Here is an 18935-nt window from a genome sequence, read left to right on the forward strand (position 1 = left end):
GCGCCGGGCCCCGTTCCCGGCGGTGGCGCGGGGCCGGTCGGCGCCGAGGACCCGCTCACGTGAGCACCAGTCCGGGGTAGAGCGGGTGGCGGTCGAGGAGGTCGGCGGCACGGGCCGCGACCTCCTCGCCGACCCGCGGCTCCAGGTCGAACCGCACCTTCGACCTCCGACCGGAGTCGGTGGCGCCGGGGGTGGTGGCCCCCAGCACGCGGGTGATCAGGTCGGCGATCTCGTCCATCTCCGAGGGCCCCATGCCGCGGGTGGTCAGGGCCGGGGTGCCCAGCCGGACCCCGGAGGTGTACCAGGCCCCGTTGGGGTCGCGCGGCACCGCATTGCGGTTGGTGACGATGCCGGCCGCCAGCAACGCGGCCTCGGCCTGCCTGCCCGTCAGCCCGTGCGGCGAGACGTCGAGCAGCACGAGGTGGTTGTCGGTGCCGCCGGTCACCAAACGCGCCCCGCGCCGCAGCAACCCGTCCGCGAGAGCGCGCGCGTTGGCGACGACCTGCTCCGCGTAGGCGGGGAAGTCGGGACGCCGTGCCTCCGCGAGGGCGACCGCCTTGGCCGCCATGACGTGCGGCAGCGGGCCGCCGAGAACCATCGGGCAACCCCGGTCCACCTGTTCGGCGAGTGACTCGTCGCAGAGCACCAGACCACCGCGGGGGCCGCGCAGCGACTTGTGGGTGGTGGAGGTGACGATCTGCGCGTGCGCGACGGGGTCGTGGTCGCCGGTGAGGACCCTCCCCGCGACGAGGCCGGCGAAGTGCGCCATGTCCACCATCAGGGTCGCGCCGACCTCGTCCGCGATCTCCCGCATGCGGGCGAAGTCGACCAGCCGCGGGTAGGCCGAGTAGCCCGCCAGCAGGATCAGCGGCCGGAACTCGCGGGCGGCGGCGCGCACCACGTCGTAGTCGAGCAGGCCGGTCGCCTGGTCGGTCCCGTAACTGCGCTGGTCGAACATCTTGCCGGAGATGTTCGGGCGGAAACCGTGGGTGAGGTGGCCGCCGGCGTCCAGGGACATGCCGAGCATCCGCTGTTCGCCCAACTCGCGCCGGAGTGCTGCCCAGTCCGCGTCGGTGAGGTCGTTCACCCCGCGGGCGCCGGCCCGCTCCAGCGCGGGGGACTCCACCCGTTGCGCGAGGACGGCCCAGAAGGCGACGAGGTTGGCGTCGATGCCGGAGTGCGGCTGAACGTAGGCGTGCCGCGCCCCGAACAGCTCGCGGGCATGGCGGGCGGCCAGCTCCTCGACCGTGTCGACGTGGCGGCACCCGGCGTAGAAGCGACGGCCGACGGTGCCCTCGGCGTACTTGTCACTGAACCAGTTGCCCATGGTCAGCAGCACTGCCGGGGAGGCGTAGTTCTCGCTGGCGATGAGCTTGAGCGAGTCGCGCTGGTCGGCGAGCTCAGACGCGACGGCATCCGCGACCGCGGGCTCCACCGAGCGGATCACGTCGAGCGCGGCCCGGTAGGCCGTGGACGCCCGCTCGGCGTACGGCAGCGGCTCGGGGACGGACGAGGCATCGGCGGGAGAGGTGGTCACAGGGCCTCCATGCTGCGCACGCGGACGGCCCAGGCGCACGGCACTCCACGGTGCGGGCCGCTCCCCGATGGTTGCACCCATCCCGTTCGCGCCAGTCACGGCCCGGCGGGAGCGTAGCACTCGCGGCCGTGCGCGGGCTGGGGCACCGTGGAGTGACGGTCGGTGGCCCCACCGGTCGTACCCGCGGTCGAGGAGCGAGCATGTCGGAGCACACCTACCGGGTCACAGAGATCGTCGGCACCTCGCGCGAGGGGGTGGACGCGGCGATCCGCAACGGGATCGCCCGCGCCTCGCAGACGCTGCGCAACCTGGACTGGTTCGAGGTGACGCAGGTCCGCGGCCACATCGAGGACGGCACCGTCGCCCACTACCAGGTGGGGATCAAGGTCGGGTTCCGGCTGGAGGACGGCGACCAGGAGCGCTGACGGCGCCGCTCCCTCGCCCCGCCGGGGTCACCCGCCGCCCCTCGTCCCCCGTACACACCTCCCACACGGGGGCGCCGAGTTGGCACAATCGGGCGCGCGTACGGCGGGTACCGACCAGGAGGGGCGAGCGCGTGACACTCAACTTCACCGTGGACATCACGGGGACCACGGGAATGCGCACCGGGGAGTGGGCCGACGGCGAGGAGTTCCTGATCCTGCCCGACCAGCGGATGAAGCGTGACGAGGCGCTGGCCCGAGTGCGGCTCTGCGATCCGGCGACCGGCGCCGGGGAGGGCGCCGGTCCTGCCTCGCCGCGGCCTTCCGCCTCCGGCGGCGGTGGTCTCCGCCAGGTGACCGTGGCCGAGGTGGAGGAGCGGATGGCCCACCGCAGCGGCGAGCCCCACCCCGTGCTCGTGGTGTCGGGCCCCGACGACGCGCTGCTCTGCATGGTCCGACCGGGGAAGCCCGGGGTGCCGGAACCGGGCAGCTTCGACGTCACCGACGCGGACGGCGCCGCGCTCGGGCGGATCGAGCACCGGCCCTCCCGGCCCGGGCACCGGGCGTACTGGCGGATCGAGCCGCGGGACGGCCCGGTGCTGACGGGGTACCGGGGCAGCGTCGCCGGCTGGGCGGGGTTCGTCCTGACCTACCCGCTGTGGCTGCTGTTCTTCTTCGGCTCGCTGCTGGTCACGCTGGTGACCCTGGGGAACGTCACCGAGCTGCTGGTCTGGGGCGCGCCGCGTCGGGTCGCCTGGCACCGGCGCGGGGCACGCCCGCTGACCGACACCGCCCTCGACTTCCGCTACATGCGCTCGGGTTACCGGTGGCGACCCGAGCTGCTGGACCACCGGCTGGCGTACGCGCAGGCGAGCCTCCACTACTTCCACAAGATGCACAAGGACTGAGGGTGTCGGCCCGGGGCGACCGCTCGTCGTCCCGGGCCGCCCTCCCCCGGTCACCTCTCCGGGGCAGCCGCCGGCTCCCGGAAGGCGGCGAGCCCGCCGGACAGCGCCCGGTCGGCGAACTCCGCCGCGTGCGGGGCGGCGAGGTCGACCGCCTCGTAGCCGCCGAACCCGGCCGCGGTGGAGACCGTGACGGTCGCCAGCCCGAGCCGGCGCTGGAAGAGCGACTGCCGGACGCGGACACCGCTGACGGCGCCGGTGCGCAGCACGCTGGTCGCCCGGGTGACCGCACCCGAACGCACCACCACATACGGTCCGGCGAAGGTGTGGCCGAGTGAGCGGTAGCCGGCCACCGCCAGCCCGGAGCCGACCAGGAGCAGCACCGGACCGCTGATCCACCAGACCGGGTGCGGCATCGCGGTGGTGGCGGCGATCCACGCGAGCACCGCCGTGGAGCCCGCGGCCACGGCCGCCGCCCACACCAGCCGGCGCCGGAGCGCACCGGCCGGATGGCGGCGCAGCGGGGCGCGCAACGGGTCGTCGTCACCGGCGGTCCGGAGGATCCGTGCCAGCACGCGCTGCGCGTGCCCCCGGGGGCAGCGCGGCAGGACCGAGGAGGCGGCGCTCCACATCGACAGCCCCGTGGTGATGATCAGGGGGTCCGCCACCCGGAGCCACCGCCAGAGCAGCGGCTCGGAGAGCGTCGCGCCCCGCAGCCGGTTCTCGTCGCGGTTGATCTCCTGGGTACGGAAGAGCCCCTGGGTGGTCCGCAGCACGTCACCGTGCTCGCCGGTGGTGCGCTCCAGGCGGAAGTGGGCGTAGGTGGTGGCGAAGTTGACCGCCAGCCCGGCCACACCGACCGCCCACGTCGCGAGGACGGCCGCCGCGACGGTACCCGGGACGCCGATCGATCCCCAGTCGGCGAGCCCGCGCAGCCAGGCGTAGGAGTCGAAGCCGAACATGCCGAGCGTGACCCAGGCGCCCCACGCGAGGCCGAGGGCGGTCAGCACGCCCCACACCGAGAAGCAGTTGTAGAGGACCCACCACGGGCGGAGCCGGGAGAGCAGCAGCGCCTCGGACGGCGAGGCCGTCCCGTCCGCCGCGGCCCCGTCCATGGCCCCGTCCGCGGCCTCGGCCGCCGCGGTGGGCGCCCCCTGCCCGCCGAGCAGCCGGGCGTGCAGGTCGCGGGCGGCCCCCCGGGAGACGGCGTCCAGGACGAGGGCGGACTCCATCGCGGTGTTCATCTGCCCCGCGCCGACCTTCACCCGACGCAGTCCGAACAGCCGCTGGAGCAGCCTGGCCTCGCCGTCCACGCTGCGCACCCGCTCCCGGCGTATCGAACGGTGGGTGCGGACGAACAGCCCGGTGCGGCGCTCCAGGTAGGCGTCGGTCAGGCGGTAGCGGGTGGTGATCCAGCGGATCGTGTTGCGAGCTGCCTTGAACGTGCCCCAGGCGGCGAGGATCGCGAGCGGCCAGACCACCCCGGCGTCCGGGTCGACACCGACGACCAGCAGCGCGACGGCGGCGGGTGCCATGGAGAGCAGGACGCGCAGCGCGTCGGCCCCGATCATCCGGCCGTCCAGCCGGTGCCAGGGAGTCCTGTCGTCCGGCGGGGGTGCGTCCGCCGTCTCCGGGGCGTCGTCACGCGGCGCCCCGGTCACAGCCGGCGGCGGCCCGCTCCCGGTGCCGGTCCCGGCGTCGTCGGCCGGCGGCGGGGGCCCGGCGTGGTCGGCCTCGGGGGCCGCGCCGTGGGCCGACGCCGCGGTCCCGTCGCGCGGGGGCGGCGGGGCGGTCCCGTCGGCGGTCATGTCGCGTCCCCCGGGGTGCCGCGGGTGATCTCGGCGAGTGCCTCGGCGGCGGCGCGGGCGGTGTCGGGCGCCAGGCCGCGGACGTACACGGCGCCGTTGGCGGAGGCCGTCGTCACCACCAGGGTGGCGATGCCCAGCAGTTGCTCGATCGGACCGCGGGTGGTGTCGACCGTCTGGATGCGGGAGATGGGCGCGATCCGCCAGTCCCGCACGAACCAGCCGGCGGCGACGAACACGGCGTCGTCGGTGGTCTCCCAACGGTGCACCGCGTACCGCCAGTACGGGACGACGGCTGCGTACAGCAGGCCGAGGGCGAGGATCGCGACAGCCACCGGCCCGGTCCAGGTCCGGGAGGACTCCCAGATGAACCAGGCGGCCAGCGGTCCGGCGACGGCCAGCGCCGTGCCGCAGAGGGCACGCAGGGTCCACCAGGCGACGACGCGGGGCTGTACCCGGTGGCGTGGCGGGCGCAGGGATATCGAGGTCATGAGACACACTGTCCCATGAGGAGAAGACGAGTTCCACCGTGAATCAACGCTGACCCGATCGCTTACCATGCGTGACATGGATTCCTCGACGCGGGCGACGTCAGCGCCCCCCGGCACCGTCTCGCGAACCCGGCGGGCGATCCTCGACGCGGCCGTCACCTGCTACGCCGAGGACCTGACGACCCCGCTGTCGGAGGTCGCCCGGGTCGCCGACGTCGGACGCTCGACCCTGCACCGGTACTTTCCCGACCGCGCCGCGCTCGTGGACGCCCTGCTGACCGACGCGGTGGACCACACCGAACGCGCGCTGGCCGACGCCGCACTGCATGAGGGAGCGGTCGTCGAGGCGACCGGACGCCTGGTCGCGGCCGTCTTCGAGCTGAGCCCCCGGATCATGCCGCTCTTCAGCGACACCACCGGTGACGTCCGGTGGGACGACAGCCGCTGGGAGCAGATCCACGGACCCATCGGTGCCCTGCACGCACGGGGCCGCGCCGAAGGCGTCATCGCGGACGAGATCACCGTCGAGTGGTTCGTGCGCGTCCTGTGGTACCTGGTCTCCGCGGGCTGGGAGGCCATCCAGGAGGAGGGCCTGGCCAAGCACCGGGCCGTCGCCCTGGTCACCCGCAGCCTCCTCCGCGGGGTCACCGCCGACCCCGCGTGACGGAGCACGCGGGAGCAGCGAGCACCGCGGCGGCGTCCGCCCACCGCGGCACGAGCACTCCCCCGGCCTTGATATGGTTGAGCTGTCGCGCGGGGCCGAACAGGCCCGGACGCGGCAACCCTGTCCGGGTGGCGGAATGGCAGACGCGCTAGCTTGAGGTGCTAGTGCCCTTTATCGGGCGTGGGGGTTCAAGTCCCCCCTCGGACACAGTGGGATGCCCGGTGCGAACCGGGGCTGATCATCGAAGCGCCGCACGGTCTTGGGACCGTGCGCCGCTTCTTCGTGTCGCGTGCGTGCGTGTCGCGCGCGGCGGACGCCCACGCGTTCGGCACCTCGCCGCGTCCGAGTCCGACGCGGCGGCCGTCGTTCGGCGACCGTCCGCGCCGGAGCCGGTGCCTCCACAGCCGCGCCCTCCGATGCTCACCGGGAGCGAGGTCGGACCGCTCGCCGCGCGCGGCACGTTCGCAGCCGCGTGCGGGAGACGGCGTCACGTCGACAACCGCGGCGCGGACGCGTCGACCGCCGGCCGCCGGGAGAAGGACGGCGGAGCACGTGGCCCCGCGGTGACCGGCACACGGCACAGAACGGCCGCGTTCGGGGGCCGGGCGGGGCGTCGTCCCCGGTCACGCACCCACCGGGTCGGGCGCGGGAACCGTATACCCGCTGCGAGCAGGTGTTCGAGACTCGCCTAGCATGGCCGCCACCGAGCGCGTCGGCACCACTGGGGGCCATGACCGGACGCGCACGGGAACCGCCGCGTCCGGCGGTCCGCCCGCGGAGGCGCGGCACACAGGGAGTCACCTCGCCCGTGTCGCCGTGAGGCCCCGGGGGCTCCACGGAAGTTCGATCATGGGGGACACGTGCGAGTACGTGGCAGGATCGCCGGCATCGCCGGCGCGGCAGCGCTGACCGTTCTGATGACCGGTTGCGGTGGTTCCGGCAGTACGACCGACACCGACGACGCCACCACCGGCGGGTCTGCGTCCGCCGAGGAGGCCGACGGCGGCACGGAGGCCGAGGAGATCGCCCTCGTGGCCGGCGGTCCACTGAAGACCGTCTGGAGCGACGACGAGGACACCGAGCACGGCGTCCTCGTCGAGCCGGAGAGCCTTACCCGGGGCGACATCGCCGACCTGGAGAACATCCGCCTGCGCGACGGCCAGGAGGAGATGGTGCCCTACTACCTGACCTTCCGGCTGACCGCCGACGGCGGCGACCTGACCGCGCCGGCGGTGGAGGACGGCTTGTCGCTGGTGGGCCGGGACGGCAGGGGCGCGGAGGCCCTGAACATCATGTCGTTCGGCGGCGGGTCGCCGTTCCCGGCGGCGTGCGACCGGCAGGCGCCGGAGCGGATCGTCGACGGTGCCGCGGTGAGCGTCTGCCAGATGTACCTGCTCCCCGACGGTGTGGAGCCGCTGAGCGTCGCCTGGACGGACCCCGCCGGCGAGCACGGCGAGTGGCAGGTCGAGGGCGCGGAGTACCTGGACGTCATCCGTCCGCTGGGCACCGAGGTGGAGGCCGCCTGGCAGACCGCCGGCGGCGACCACGACGTACCGCTCACCGCGGCGCCCGTCGAGGTGGTTCGCGGCGAGCCGTCCGACCTCTCCGACTGGGACGTGGACCGGGACAAGACCCCGTACTACGTCTTCGCGGAGTACACCAACGACGGCGAGCACGACATCCTGCCGGACATGAAGGCGGGGGTGAGCGTGTTCACCGCTGCGGGACGCGAGGTCTCCAAGCTCAACCTCATCGACGTCTACGGAGTGGGCGTCGCCCCCTGCCCCTCGGCGGAGCCGAACGAGATGCTCCGCCCCGGGGGGAGCGTCACCGAGTGCTCGGTGTACCTGCTCGACGAGGGCGAGTTCCCGGCGACGGTGGCACTCTCCGGGCGTGGCTCGAAGGCCGCGCTCCACATGTGGCAGTCGGGCCTGGCCGACCGCTGACCCGTCGTACCCGGCGTCCCGAACCGCCCCGGCCCGCGTGTCACGCGGCGCCGGGGCGGTTCGCCGTCATGAGGGCACCCGACACGGCCGACGGGGTGACGAACCACTGCACGACACCGCCCACGAGGAAGCACGCGGCGCCGACGAGCGTCGCCCAGTTGGCGACGTGGACGTTGACCGGCGAACCGGTGGCGTCCCGCGTGTAGTCGGCGAGCGCGGCGGCCATGAACAGGCCCGCCCCGACCTGGTTGACCACGGCCGTCCACCACGCCGGCCCCCGGGAGTGTGCACGGGCGCGGTCCACCGTGCGGCGCACCTGGTGGACGGCGAGCTGCCCGGAGACCAGGAAGAGCGTGCAGCCGATCATGTCGGGTGCCCACACCAGCCGGTCGGTCTGCTGCGCGGACAGGCCCCGCATCAGTGAGTCGACCAGGTTGACGCAGAAGACCGCTGCCCCTGCCAGCAGCAGCAGCGCGCTGCACCAGTCGACGCGCATCGGCCGGTAGCTCCACCAGTGCCAGCGGGGGGCGCTCCCGGCGGACGCGGGTGGGGAGTCCGGGGCGTTGACGCATCCGAGGAAGGCCCCCCAGGCGCCGAGGGCGAACAGCAGGCCACCGGCGAGATACACCGACGCGCAGCGCACCACCCCGGCGGCCGTCAGCTCCGCGAGGACCGCACCGAGGACGAAGAACCCGCTGCCCGTGACGAAGCAGACCGCCACGGCGCGGTTGAGCCGTACCGCCCCGGCCGCCGGCACCCGGGGCACGCAACGCGCGCGCTCGGCGTCCGTCGGTCCCGTAGCTGCGCGCCCCATACGGCGATCGTGACGGATGCGGCCGGCTTTCGCGCGTTCTCCCGTCGGCGGCGGCCGGGTGCGCGTGACGCCCCACTCGCGCCGGCCCGCTGCGCGAGCTACTGTTCAACCAGACGCTTGAACAACGTATTGGTTGAAGAAGAGGACGGTTGACGTGACCGAGTCGCACCGGATGCCGAACCCCTCGGCCGGGGTCACGGGCACCGCCCCGCCGACCGACCGGAGACCGCCGACGGACGGGGCGGAGCTGGACCGGGCCTTCGCCGCCCTCGCCGACCCTGTGCGCCGAGCCATCGTCGCGCGGCTCTCGACGGGCCCGGCGACGGTCCTGGAGCTGGCCGGGCCGTTCGACATCAGCACCCAGGCGGTCTCCCGTCACATCCAGGTACTCGCCCGCGCAGGGCTCGTGACCCGCAGCCAGGAGGCGCAGCGCCGACCGGTCCATCTGGCGCCCGAGGCGCTGGAGGGACTGACCTCCTGGATCGACCGGTACCGGCTCGCCCACGAGGCGAGGTACCGCCGCCTGGACGCCGCCCTGCACACACCCGGGCCGCGAAGCGGCCACGGACCGACGCATGAAGGAGCACAGCCATGAGCAACGCACTGCACATCGACGCCCCCGCGGGACTGCCGGTGATCGAGATGACCCGTGAATTCGACGCACCGCCCGCCGCGGTCTACCGGGCCCACCGCGACCCCGAACTGATCACTCGCTGGCTGGGGCCCGACGGCTACGAGATGACCGCGGAGGTCTACGACCTGCGCACCGGGGGTCGCTACCGCTACAGCCACCGCGACCCCGAGGGCAACGTCTACCGGTTCAACGGGGTGTTCCACACCGCGCGGGAGAACGAGCTGATCATCCAGACCTTCGAGTACGAGGCGGTCCCGGACGTGGTCGCCGTGGAGACACTGCGGTTCGAACCGCTCGAAGGCGGCCGGACCCGGCTGCGCACCCACAGCGTCCACACCGACGTCGCCACCCGCGACGCGATGATCGCCAGCGGGATGGAGCGGGGTGTGCGGGAGGGCTACGCCCGACTGGACGGGGTGCTCAAGGGCTGACCACGCACCCCGACACACGCGACGCGGTCAGGGGCGGGTGCCACGGCCGGCGGGACGGCTGCGGCACCCGCCCCTGTCACGGCCGCGCCGTCCGGGCGAGCCAGTCCGCGCACAGCGAGGTCCAGCCCGCCGCGGCGCCGGAGCCGAGGGCCAGGCCGATGCCGTGCCCGCCCTCGGCGAACACGTGCAGCTCGACGGGGACCCCGAGGTCGGTCAGCGTCCTTGTGAGGGACAACGCGTGGCCGACCCCGACGACGGCGTCGTCCGCGCAGTGCCAGACGAAGACGGGCGGGGTCCGCTCCACGGCGATCAGCTCGATCGACAGCTCGCGCCGCAGCACGTCCGTCGAACCGGACCCCAGCAGCGGGTCAGGGCGTGCGGTGCCGTCCCCGGTGGCGAAGCTGTGCCACGAGGTCGCCGCGTAGCACAGCACGGCGAAGGCGGGACGCTCCTCCGCCGCGGTCCCGGGCCCGGCGGCGAGGTGGGCCGCCAGGTGGCCGCCGGCCGAGAAGCCGAGCACGCCGATGCGCGCCGGGTCCACTCCCAGCCGCGGTGCCTCGGCGCGCGCCCGGCGCATCGCGGCGCGGGCGGAGTCGAGCGGCGCGGGGTGCAGAGCCCCCGGGCCCACCGGGTACTCCAGCACCCAGGCGGCGAACCCGAGTCGTCCCAGCCATTCCGCGACGGGCTTCCCCTCGTGCGGGGCGAGGTGGGTGTACCCGCCGCCCGGCATGACGATCACCGCCGGGGCGCCCGCGGTGTGGCGCGGGGCGCCCGGGGGGAGCGGGTGGAACGTCAGCACTGCCGCGTCGTCACTCATGGGCCGCAGCCTGCCACTCACCGCCGGAGCTGCCAAGACATGGCGTCCCGGGGTGCGTCGGGGCAGCCGCCCGGGTCCCGGGCGGCTGCGCCGCTCCGACCGGCGGCGTCCCCCGGAGCGGGACGAGGCGCGACGGGACGCACCCCCGCCGTCCGCACCCGGTGGTCCAGGAGGAGACGCCGGGCGCGGCCACGACGGGTGGTCTGCCGGCCACCCGAGGTACCGCTCCCATCCGGGGTATTGCCCTCGCTCGCAACCCGGCCCTAACATCGCGGCCACCTCATCGAAACGATTCGACGAAGCGATTCGACGCATCGGTCCGAGAGGGCGCACCACGACCGCGAAGGAGCGGGCATGGCCACCATCAAGGACGTCGCCGAACGGTCCGGCGTCGCACCCAGCACGGTCTCCTACGTGCTCAGCGGGTCCCGGAAGATCTCCGACGAGACCCGGGGCCGCGTGCTGGAGGCGGTCCGGGAGCTGGGGTACCACCCGAGGGCGAGCGCCCGGACCCTCCGCAGCTCACGGAGTTCCGTCCTCGCCCTCGCGGTGCCGCGCGAGGCGGGGAAGTACCGGGCCGTGGACGGCCGGTTCGCCGTCGAGATCAGCGACGCGGCGCGGGTCCACGGCTTCGACGTCCTCCTGATGACCGACCCCGACGGCGTGCGCGGGCTGCGCAGGGTGGCCGGTAGCGGACTCGCCGACGCCGCCGTGCTGATGGCAGTCGAGGAGGGCGACCCCCGGGTCCGGGCGATGACGGCGGCGGGGTTCCCCGTGGCACTGCTCGGCCACGGCGACGCCCGCGACGAGACGGAGGTCCCCTGGGTCGACCTGGACTGGGAGGCCGCCGTGGCCCTCGCCGTCCGGGAGGCGGCGGCTGCCGGGCACCGGCACATCGCCTTCCTCTCCTCCGCCGAGCACGAGATCACCAGCCGACGCGGCTACGCGCTGCACGGCCTGGCGGGGGCCCGCCGGGCCGCTCGGCAGACCGGCGCGGAGGTCACCGTCCGGGCGTCCTCCGAGGACCCGGGCGTGGCCGCCGCGCGGGTGCGGGAGCTGCTGGCCGCGGAACGGCCGCCGACCGCGCTGGTGGTGCAGCACCTGATCCCGCTGCCGCAGGTCCTCGCCGAACTCTCCGCGGGCGGCGTGCGGTTGCCCGAGGAGCTCGCGGTCGTCCCGGTCGGCACCATCCCGGACGAGTCCGGGCTCCCCGAGCTTCCCCGCATCGACCTCCCGGTCAGCCGCATGGCGGCGGCCGTCACCGGGCTGGCACTGGCGGCGGCGGAGGCCCTGCCGCCCTCGGGCGGGGAGCCCGCCGAGAGCGGGCCCCGCCACGAGCTCTTCGAACCACGGATGGCCGCCGGAGTACCGATAGCGCCGCCGCGCACGCCGAACGCCCACTGAACGAGGGCACCGGCGCCGGCGCGGAGCGGCGGGCCGGTGCCCGCTCTCGCCCGAGCCGCGAATGGAGCGAACCCGACGATGAGACGTCCGACCCGAGGCACCCCACCACGATCCGTGGCGTTGCCGCTGGCCGCCGTGATGGCCGCGGCCGGCCTCGCCGGCTGCGCCCGGCAACCGGACCCCGGCACCGTGACGGTCCTCAACTCCGCCACCAACACCGCCGAGCACGAGGCGAACCAGGACCACTTCGACCGCTGCGCCGAGCCGTTGGGGCTGCGGGTCGACCAGATCAGCGTGCCGGCCGACCAGGTGGCGACGAAGGCCCTGCGCATGGCGTCCTCGGACTCGCTGCCCGACATCCTGGAGCTGGACGGCTCCGAGCTCCCGCAGTTCGCGGAGACCGGCGGGCTGCTGCCGATCACATCCGCGGGTGTGGACACCTCGGTGCTCTCCGACAGCGCCGTCTCCCTCGGCTCGCACGACGGCGCGCAGTACGGCGTCGCCCGCTCGGTGAACTCGCTCGCGCTGATCTACAACGCGGAGTTGCTGGCCGAGGCCGGACTGGAGCCGCCCGCCACCTGGGAGGAGCTGCGTGCGAGCGCGGCGGAGCTGACGGGGGGCGACACCTACGGGATGGCGTTCAGCGCGAGCCCCAACGCGGACGGCGTCTACCAGTTCCTCCCGTTCTTCTGGAGCGCGGGGGGCGACGAGACCGCTCTGGACGACGGCGCCGGGGACGCCGCGCTCCAGCTGTGGAAGGACCTGGTGGACGACGGCAGTGCCTCGCGGTCGGTCGTCAACTGGAACCAGCAGGACGTCAACGACCAGTTCATCTCCGGGCGGGCCGCCATGATGATCAACGGGCCGTGGCAGGTGCCCGTCCTCGACGGGCAGGACGACGTCGAGTGGGCGGTGGCCTCGATCCCCGTCCCCGAGGCCGGACAGGACCCGGTGCCGCCCATCGGGGGCACGGTGATGACCGTCCCGGCCGGCGGGGACGAGGAGCGCGAGCAGAACGCGGGCGCCATCCTCAACTGCCTCAACTCGGAGGAGAACCAGCTCGCCTGGGGAGAGCGCGTCAACAACGTCCCCACCCGCGAGGACGCCGCTGCGGCCTACCGCGAGCAGAACCCGAAGCTCGCCCCGTTCGCCGACCTGGTCGCCACCGCACGGTCCCGCACGGCGGAGGTCGGCACGGGCTGGCCGGTCGTGGCGGACGCCATGTCGGGGGCGTTCCAGTCGGTCCTGACCGGCCGCACCACCCCCGGGGACGCGCTGGAGCGCGCCCAGCGCCAGACCCGGACCGGAGAGTGAGGACGACGATGACCACGCCCCACTCCCCCGCCGGCACCACCCCCGGGGCCGACTCGCCGCACGACGTCGCGCGGCGTTCCGCCGAACGCGGGCGCACCCGCCGCCGCCTCTACCAGTGGCTGTTCGTCGCACCGGCGCTGCTGTACATGGTGGGGTTCTTCGGGTTCCCGCTCGTCAACAACGTGGTGATGAGCTTCCAGGAGTACACGCCGACGACCTACTTCACCGGCGAGGCGCCGTTCACGGGACTCGACAACTGGCGCGCGGTGCTGGGCGACGGGCTGTTCACCGACGCGATCTGGCAGACGCTGCTGTTCACCGCCGGCTCGCTGCTGGGCCAGTTCACCATCGGACTCGCCCTGGCGGTGTTCTTCTCCCGCAGGTTCCGGCTCTCCGGCCCGATCCGCGCGGTGCTGCTGCTGCCCTGGCTGGTGCCCATGGTCGTCTCGGCGGTCGTGTGGCGCCGCATCATGGACCAGGACCACGGGGTGCTCAACAGCTTCCTGTCGGTCTTCGGCATGGACGCGGTGCCGTGGCTCGCCAGCCCGAGCGTCGCCCTGCTCTCGGCGGTGCTCGTCAACATCTGGATCGGCATCCCGTTCAACATGGTGATCCTCTACGGGGGGCTCCAGGAGATACCCCGGGAGCTGCACGAGGCCGCCGCGCTCGACGGCGCCGGGCCCTGGCGGGCGTTCCGCAGCGTCACCCTGCCGATGCTGCGCCCCGTGATCACCGTGGTACTGGTACTGGGCTTCATGTCGACGATCAAGGTGCTGGACCTCATCCTGGCGCTGACCGGCGGTGGGCCGGCGGACTCCACGCAGACGCTCGGCACGCTCACCTACCAACTGTCGTTCCTGCAGCTCGACTTCGGCCAGGGCGCCGTGGTGGGCAACGTCCTCATCCTGATCAGCGCCGTCTTCGCGGTGCTGTACCTGCGGGTCAACCGCGCCGATCTCGGCAAGGGGAAGTGATCAGCCGTGCAGACCACCGGCACCAGGACCCGGACCCGATCCCTCGGCAACACCGCGCTCGGGCTGGCGATCCTCGCCGTCATGCTCTTCCCCGTCTACTGGATGGTCTCGACCGCCCTCCAACCCGACTCGGCGGTGGCCGCGGCGCGGCTGGTGCCCACCTCGCCCGACTTCGGCAACTTCGCGCGGGCGCTGGAGACCCAGGGCGGCTCGCTGCTGACCAGCATCGTCGTCTCGCTGGGAGCGGTGGTGGTGTGCCTGACGCTCGCCGCCCCCGCCGCCTACGGTCTCGCCCAGTTCGGACTGCGCGGCGGCCGAGCGATCGTGTTCGGCACCCTCATCACCCAGATGGTGCCGTCGATCGTGGTCGCCAACGCGCTGTACAGCGCCTACGCGGAGCTGAACCTCGTCAACTCCTACCTCGGGCTGATCCTCGCCGACGCCTCGCTCGGGCTGCCCTTCGCGATCGTGCTGCTGCGGGCGTTCATGGTCTCCATCCCCACCGAGGTGGTGGAGGCGGCCATGGTGGACGGCGCCAACCGGTTCACGGCGTTCCTCCGGATCGTGCTCCCGATGAGCCGCAACGCGCTCATCACCGCGGGACTGTTCGCCTTCCTCTTCGCCTGGGCGGACTTCGTCTTCGCCCTGACGCTGAACACCACCGACGACGTCAAACCGGTGACGCTCGGCATCTACCAGTTCATCGGCGCCCACGTCAGCGACTGGGGCGCGGTGATGGCCACGGCCGTCCTGTCGGCGATCCCGGCCGCCGTGCTCCTCATCGCCGCGCAGAAGTACATCGCCGCCGGTATCACCGGAGGCTCCGTGAAATGACGTGTCCGCCCCGGCCCGCCCGGGCGGGGGCACTGCACCGTCGCCCCACCGCCCGTGAGACGCGAAAGAGGAACACCCCCAGATGAGCAGCAACGACCCGGCCGACGCCCCGCGGAGCACCCCGGAGGCGCTCCCCCGCTTCCCTCCGGGCTTCTTCTTCGGCGCCGCCACCGCCAGCTACCAGATCGAGGGCGGCCACGACGCCGACGGCAGAGGGCCCTCCATCTGGGACACCTACTGCCGGACACCGGGAAAGGTGGCCGACGGCGCCACAGGGGACGTGGCCTGCGACCACTACCACCGCTACCGCGAGGACGTCGGACTGCTGAAGCGGCTCGGCGCCGACAGCTACCGGTTCTCCGTGGCCTGGCCGCGGGTGAGGCCCGGTGGCACGGGCCCCGTCAACACCGCCGGGCTGGACTTCTACGACCGTCTCGTCGACGAACTGCTCGGCTCCGGGATCGAGCCCGCCGCCACGCTGTACCACTGGGACCTGCCGCAGGAGTTGGAGGACGCGGGCGGTTGGCGGGTCCGCTCGACGGCGGAGCGGTTCGCCGAGTACGCCGGCATGGTGGCGGAACGGCTCGGCGACCGTGTCGGCCGCTGGATGACGCTCAACGAACCGTTCTGCGCCGCCTTCGTGGGGTACGCCGTGGGTCGCCACGCGCCCGGGGCGCAGGAGGGCACCGGCGCGATCGCAGCCGCCCACCACCTGCTGGTCGCCCACGGTCTGGCCACCCGGGTGCTGCGGGAGGCCGGTGCGCGGCAGGTCGGGATCGCGCTCAACCCCGACCACCTCGTGCCGGCGTCACCGTCGGCCGAGGATGCCGGGGCGGTCCGGCGGGCCGGGGTGCTCCACAACGACATCTGGCTCGACCCGCTGTTCGCGGGCAGGTACCCGGAGCACGAGCGGGAGACCTGGGGGGCGCTGCTGGACGAGGTCCCCCGACTGGACGGCGACCTCGAACTGATCGGGCAGCCGCTGGACTTCGTCGGGGTCAACTTCTACCGCCCGATCACGGTCTCCGCCGCTCCCCACCGCGAGCCCGACCCCGTCCACCGCACCGCGGTGGACATCGGCGCGGCGGAGAGCTGGCAGGGCGACGCCCGCAAGACCACCATGGGGTGGCCGGTGGTCCCCGGCACCTTCACCGACCTGCTGACCGACCTGACCGCCCGCTACCCCACGCTGCCGCCGGTGGTGATCACCGAGAACGGCTCGGCGGAGGCGGACACCGTCGCCGCGGACGGCGGGGTCCACGACGTGGAGCGGGTCGAGTACCTGCACGGCCACCTCGCGGCGCTCGCCGAGGCCGTCGAGCGCGGCGTCGACGTGCGCGGCTACTACGTCTGGTCGCTGCTCGACAACTTCGAGTGGGCGTTCGGGTACGACCGGCGGTTCGGCATCGTGCGGGTGGACTACGACACGCTGGCCCGCACGCCCAAGGACAGTTACCACTGGTACCGCGAGCTCATCGCCCGGCACCGGGCCGAGGACGGGCCGGCGTGGACGGCCGGTCCCGCGCCGGCGACCGGCGGGCACGACGACGGCACCACGGACAAGGAGAGCTGAGTGAAGTTCACCGACGGCTACTGGCTGACCCGCGAGGGCGTGCGGACCTCCTACGCCACCGAGGTCAGGGACGCCCGCGCCGAGGAGGGCCGGCTGACCCTGCACGCCGCCGTCCGCAAGGTCGAACGACGCGGCAACACGCTCAACGCGCCCCTGGTGACCGTGGAGACCTGGTCGCCGGCGGAGGGCGTCATCGCGGTCCGCTCGACCCACCACGCCGGACGCCGACCGCGAACCCCCTCCTTCGAGCTCACCGGCGACCCGGGGCACGCCGCGGACGCGTGGGTGGCGGACGGCAACGCCGGGCTGGACGCCGGCTCGCTCTCGCTGCGGGTGGACACCCGCGAGCCCTGGCGGCTCTCCTTCCGGGCGGACGGGCGCGAACTGGTCTCCGCTGGGCCGCGCGGCACCGGGTTCGCGGTCACCGACGACGGACACCACTACTCGGTGGCCCAGCTCTCCCTGGGCGTGGGCGAACTGGTCTACGGCCTCGGGGAGCGGTTCACCCCGTTCACCCGGAACGGACAGACCGTCGACATCTGGCAGGCCGACGGCGGGACCGCCAGCGAGCAGGCGTACAAGAACGTGCCGTTCCATCTCACCAACCGCGGGTACGGCGTCTTCGTCAACCACCCCGGCAAGGTCTCCTACGAGATCGGGTCCGAGGCGGTCGGCCGGGTCCAGTTCAGCGTGGAGGACCAGAGCGTCGAGTACTACGTGATCCACGGCCCCACACCCAAGGAGATCCTGGAGCGGTACACGGCGCTGACCGGGCGGCCCCCGCTGCCGCCGGCGTGGTCCTTCGGGCTGTGGCTGTCCACCTCCTTCACCACCGACTACGACGAGGAGACCGTCAACCGCTTCGTCACGGGCATGGCGGAGCGCGACATCCCGTTGGAGGTCTTCCACTTCGACTGCTTCTGGATGCGCGAGTACCAGTGGTGCGACTTCACCTGGGACCCGGCGGTCTTCCCCGACCCCGACGGCATGCTGCGGCGGCTGCGCGACCGGGGGCTGCGCGTCTCGGTGTGGATCAACCCCTACATCGCCCAGAAGTCGCCGCTGTTCGCCGAGGCCCGCGACCGCGGCTACCTCCTCCACGACCTCGCCGGGGACGTCTGGCAGTGGGACATGTGGCAGGCGGGGATGGGGCTGGTGGACTTCACCAACCCCGAGGCGCGCACCTGGTACGCCGACCATCTGCGCCGCCTGGCCCGGCAGGGCGTCGACTGCTTCAAGACCGACTTCGGGGAGCGGGTCCCCACCGACGTCGTCTGGCACGACGGCTCCGACCCCGAGCGGATGCACAACTACTACACCCAGCTCTACAACGAGTTGGTCTTCGAGGTGCTGCGGGAGGAGAAGGGGGACGGCGAGGGCGTGCTCTTCGCACGCTCGGCGACCACCGGGGGCCAGCAGTTCCCCGTCCACTGGGGCGGGGACTGCGAGTCGACCTTCGACGCCATGGCCGAGTCGCTGCGCGGCGGGCTCTCCCTCGGGCTCTCCGGCTTCGGCTTCTGGAGCCACGACATCGGCGGGTTCGAGGGGACGCCAGACCCGGCCGTCTTCAAGCGGTGGACCCAGTTCGGGCTGCTCTCCTCCCACAGCCGGCTGCACGGCAGCAGCTCCTACCGGGTGCCGTGGAACTTCGACGACGAGGCCGTCGCGGTCATGCGGGAGTTCACCCGTCTGAAGCTGCGGCTGATGCCCTACCTGTACCGCGCGGCCGGGCAGGCCGCGGACCGGGGCACGCCGGTGATGCGGGCCATGGTGCTGGAGTTCCCCGAGGACCCCGGGTGCCACGGCCTGGACCGCCAGTACATGCTCGGCGACGACCTGCTGGTGGCGCCGGTCCTCGACGCCGGGGGCGAGGTGGAGTACTACCTGCCGGCCGGTGAGTGGACGCACCTGCTGACCGGGGAGCGGCTCACCGGCCCGGGGTGGCGGCGGGAGCGGCACGGGTTCGACTCGCTGCCGCTCCTGGCCCGCCCGGGGTCCGTGGTGCCCCTGGCCGCGGAGGCGGTCTCGGCCGTCGGCGACTGGGCCCGCGGGGTGACGCTGCGGGTGCACGCCCCGGCCGACGGGGCGGAGACCCGCACCGAGGTACCGGCCCCGGACGGCTCCGTGGCCGCGGTCTTCCGTACCAGCCGGTCGGGGAACACCGTCACCGTCACCGCCGAGTCCGGCGCCCAGGCGTGCGGACGGTGGTCGGTGGTGGTCGCGGGCGCGGACGGCTACCGCTCGCCGATCGGGGTCGCCGCCGGCTCGTCGGAGGTGTCGGTGCCGCTGGTCGCATGACCGGAGACGCCTTCCCGCCGCCTGCAGAGCGGCGGGTTCTACGGCGGGCGGCCCCCGGGGGCCGCCCGCCGT

At 73.5% G+C, this 18935-nt stretch carries 17 protein-coding genes, 1 tRNA gene and 1 riboswitch; of the genes, 13 read left to right on the forward strand and 5 right to left on the reverse strand.

Going from position 1 to position 18935, the window contains the following annotated elements; genetic code table 11:
• Positions 1 to 55: 55 nt before the first annotated feature.
• Positions 56 to 1495, reverse strand: coding sequence for a glycine hydroxymethyltransferase (locus HCJ92_RS13110; RefSeq protein ID WP_245240834.1), 1440 nt, complete (start codon positions 1493 to 1495; stop codon positions 56 to 58).
• Positions 1496 to 1557: 62 nt separating this feature from the next.
• Positions 1558 to 1646: riboswitch (ZMP/ZTP riboswitch) on the reverse strand.
• Positions 1647 to 1737: 91 nt separating this feature from the next.
• Here HCJ92_RS13110 and HCJ92_RS13115 point away from each other — a divergent pair.
• Positions 1738 to 1962: a dodecin gene (locus HCJ92_RS13115; protein ID WP_167933742.1), complete on the forward strand. Its 225-nt coding sequence runs from the start codon at positions 1738 to 1740 to the stop codon at positions 1960 to 1962.
• A gap of 131 nt (positions 1963 to 2093) precedes the next feature.
• Entirely contained in the window at positions 2094 to 2867 is a 774-nt protein-coding gene (locus tag HCJ92_RS13120; protein ID WP_167933743.1) for a hypothetical protein, read from the forward strand.
• Between the two features lie 50 nt (positions 2868 to 2917).
• On the opposite strand, the gene HCJ92_RS13125 is transcribed toward HCJ92_RS13120, so the two are convergent.
• Positions 2918 to 4672, reverse strand: a complete 1755-nt coding sequence (locus HCJ92_RS13125; RefSeq protein WP_167933744.1) for a PH domain-containing protein — start codon at positions 4670 to 4672, stop codon at positions 2918 to 2920.
• On the reverse strand, positions 4669 to 5160 hold the full coding sequence (locus HCJ92_RS13130) for a PH domain-containing protein (RefSeq protein WP_167933745.1): 492 nt from the start codon (positions 5158 to 5160) through the stop codon (positions 4669 to 4671). The genes HCJ92_RS13125 and HCJ92_RS13130 overlap by 4 nt, the downstream gene beginning before the upstream one ends.
• A gap of 76 nt (positions 5161 to 5236) precedes the next feature.
• On the opposite strand from HCJ92_RS13130, the gene HCJ92_RS13135 reads away from it, so the two are divergent.
• The 3 genes from HCJ92_RS13135 to HCJ92_RS13145 all read left to right on the forward strand — a co-directional run bounded on the left by HCJ92_RS13135 (position 5237) and on the right by HCJ92_RS13145 (position 7770).
• Positions 5237 to 5824 carry a TetR/AcrR family transcriptional regulator gene (locus HCJ92_RS13135; protein ID WP_167933746.1) on the forward strand — a complete coding sequence of 196 codons (588 nt, stop codon included), beginning with the start codon at positions 5237 to 5239 and terminating at the stop codon, positions 5822 to 5824.
• Positions 5825 to 5946: 122 nt separating this feature from the next.
• Positions 5947 to 6031: transfer RNA gene (locus HCJ92_RS13140), tRNA-Leu, on the forward strand.
• Between the two features lie 653 nt (positions 6032 to 6684).
• Positions 6685 to 7770, forward strand: coding sequence for a hypothetical protein (locus tag HCJ92_RS13145; protein WP_167933747.1), 1086 nt, complete (start codon positions 6685 to 6687; stop codon positions 7768 to 7770).
• A 40-nt stretch (positions 7771 to 7810) separates the two neighbouring features.
• On the opposite strand, the gene HCJ92_RS13150 is transcribed toward HCJ92_RS13145, so the two are convergent.
• Positions 7811 to 8584 carry a hypothetical protein gene (locus HCJ92_RS13150; protein WP_167933748.1) on the reverse strand — a complete coding sequence of 258 codons (774 nt, stop codon included), beginning with the start codon at positions 8582 to 8584 and terminating at the stop codon, positions 7811 to 7813.
• 154 nt (positions 8585 to 8738) lie between these two features.
• On the opposite strand from HCJ92_RS13150, the gene HCJ92_RS13155 reads away from it, so the two are divergent.
• On the forward strand, positions 8739 to 9179 hold the full coding sequence (locus HCJ92_RS13155) for an ArsR/SmtB family transcription factor (RefSeq protein WP_338054156.1): 441 nt from the start codon (positions 8739 to 8741) through the stop codon (positions 9177 to 9179).
• Positions 9176 to 9649 (forward strand): SRPBCC family protein, encoded by a 474-nt coding sequence (locus HCJ92_RS13160; protein ID WP_167933749.1) that lies wholly within the window; start codon positions 9176 to 9178, stop codon positions 9647 to 9649. Before HCJ92_RS13155 ends, HCJ92_RS13160 begins: the two co-directional genes overlap by 4 nt.
• Before the next feature lie 76 nt (positions 9650 to 9725).
• Here the strand turns inward: HCJ92_RS13160 and HCJ92_RS13165 are convergent, their stop codons facing one another.
• On the reverse strand, positions 9726 to 10466 hold the full coding sequence (locus HCJ92_RS13165; RefSeq protein ID WP_167933750.1) for an alpha/beta hydrolase: 741 nt from the start codon (positions 10464 to 10466) through the stop codon (positions 9726 to 9728).
• Positions 10467 to 10820: 354 nt separating this feature from the next.
• Here HCJ92_RS13165 and HCJ92_RS13170 point away from each other — a divergent pair, with 354 nt between their 5' ends.
• The 6 genes from HCJ92_RS13170 to yicI all read left to right on the forward strand — a co-directional run bounded on the left by HCJ92_RS13170 (position 10821) and on the right by yicI (position 18863).
• Positions 10821 to 11870: a LacI family DNA-binding transcriptional regulator gene (locus HCJ92_RS13170; protein ID WP_167933751.1), complete on the forward strand. Its 1050-nt coding sequence runs from the start codon at positions 10821 to 10823 to the stop codon at positions 11868 to 11870.
• A gap of 78 nt (positions 11871 to 11948) precedes the next feature.
• Complete coding sequence (locus HCJ92_RS13175) at positions 11949 to 13184, forward strand: ABC transporter substrate-binding protein (protein WP_167933752.1); 1236 nt, start codon at positions 11949 to 11951, stop codon at positions 13182 to 13184.
• A gap of 8 nt (positions 13185 to 13192) precedes the next feature.
• A complete protein-coding gene (locus tag HCJ92_RS13180; protein WP_167933753.1) occupies positions 13193 to 14158 on the forward strand; it encodes a carbohydrate ABC transporter permease in 966 nt (321 codons plus the stop codon).
• Between the two features lie 6 nt (positions 14159 to 14164).
• Complete coding sequence (locus HCJ92_RS13185) at positions 14165 to 14992, forward strand: carbohydrate ABC transporter permease (RefSeq protein WP_420824704.1); 828 nt, start codon at positions 14165 to 14167, stop codon at positions 14990 to 14992.
• Positions 14993 to 15074: 82 nt separating this feature from the next.
• The gene (locus HCJ92_RS13190; RefSeq protein ID WP_167933754.1) at positions 15075 to 16565 is read left to right on the forward strand and encodes a GH1 family beta-glucosidase; all 1491 of its coding nucleotides are present in this window, start codon (positions 15075 to 15077) and stop codon (positions 16563 to 16565) included.
• Positions 16566 to 18863 carry an alpha-xylosidase gene (gene yicI, locus HCJ92_RS13195; protein WP_167933755.1) on the forward strand — a complete coding sequence of 766 codons (2298 nt, stop codon included), beginning with the start codon at positions 16566 to 16568 and terminating at the stop codon, positions 18861 to 18863.
• Positions 18864 to 18935 lie beyond the last annotated feature (72 nt).

Source organism: Streptomyces spiramenti (assembly GCF_012034385.1).
GTDB classification, from domain to species: Bacteria; Actinomycetota; Actinomycetes; order Streptomycetales; family Streptomycetaceae; genus Streptomyces; species Streptomyces spiramenti.

Excerpts from the sequence above, each read along its gene's own strand:
- HCJ92_RS13135 (WP_167933746.1), top strand. The coding sequence starts at position 5,237 with ATGGATTCCTCGACGCGGGCGACGTCAGCGCCCCCCGGCACCGTCTCG.
- HCJ92_RS13175 (WP_167933752.1), top strand. The coding sequence starts at position 11,949 with ATGAGACGTCCGACCCGAGGCACCCCACCACGATCCGTGGCGTTGCCG.
- HCJ92_RS13165 (WP_167933750.1), bottom strand. The coding sequence starts at position 10,466 with ATGAGTGACGACGCGGCAGTGCTGACGTTCCACCCGCTCCCCCCGGGC.
- HCJ92_RS13180 (WP_167933753.1), top strand. The coding sequence starts at position 13,193 with ATGACCACGCCCCACTCCCCCGCCGGCACCACCCCCGGGGCCGACTCG.
- HCJ92_RS13150 (WP_167933748.1), bottom strand. The coding sequence starts at position 8,584 with ATGGGGCGCGCAGCTACGGGACCGACGGACGCCGAGCGCGCGCGTTGC.
- HCJ92_RS13115 (WP_167933742.1), top strand. The coding sequence starts at position 1,738 with ATGTCGGAGCACACCTACCGGGTCACAGAGATCGTCGGCACCTCGCGC.
- HCJ92_RS13125 (WP_167933744.1), bottom strand. The coding sequence starts at position 4,672 with ATGACCGCCGACGGGACCGCCCCGCCGCCCCCGCGCGACGGGACCGCG.
- HCJ92_RS13170 (WP_167933751.1), top strand. The coding sequence starts at position 10,821 with ATGGCCACCATCAAGGACGTCGCCGAACGGTCCGGCGTCGCACCCAGC.
- HCJ92_RS13160 (WP_167933749.1), top strand. The coding sequence starts at position 9,176 with ATGAGCAACGCACTGCACATCGACGCCCCCGCGGGACTGCCGGTGATC.
- HCJ92_RS13130 (WP_167933745.1), bottom strand. The coding sequence starts at position 5,160 with ATGACCTCGATATCCCTGCGCCCGCCACGCCACCGGGTACAGCCCCGC.
- HCJ92_RS13190 (WP_167933754.1), top strand. The coding sequence starts at position 15,075 with ATGAGCAGCAACGACCCGGCCGACGCCCCGCGGAGCACCCCGGAGGCG.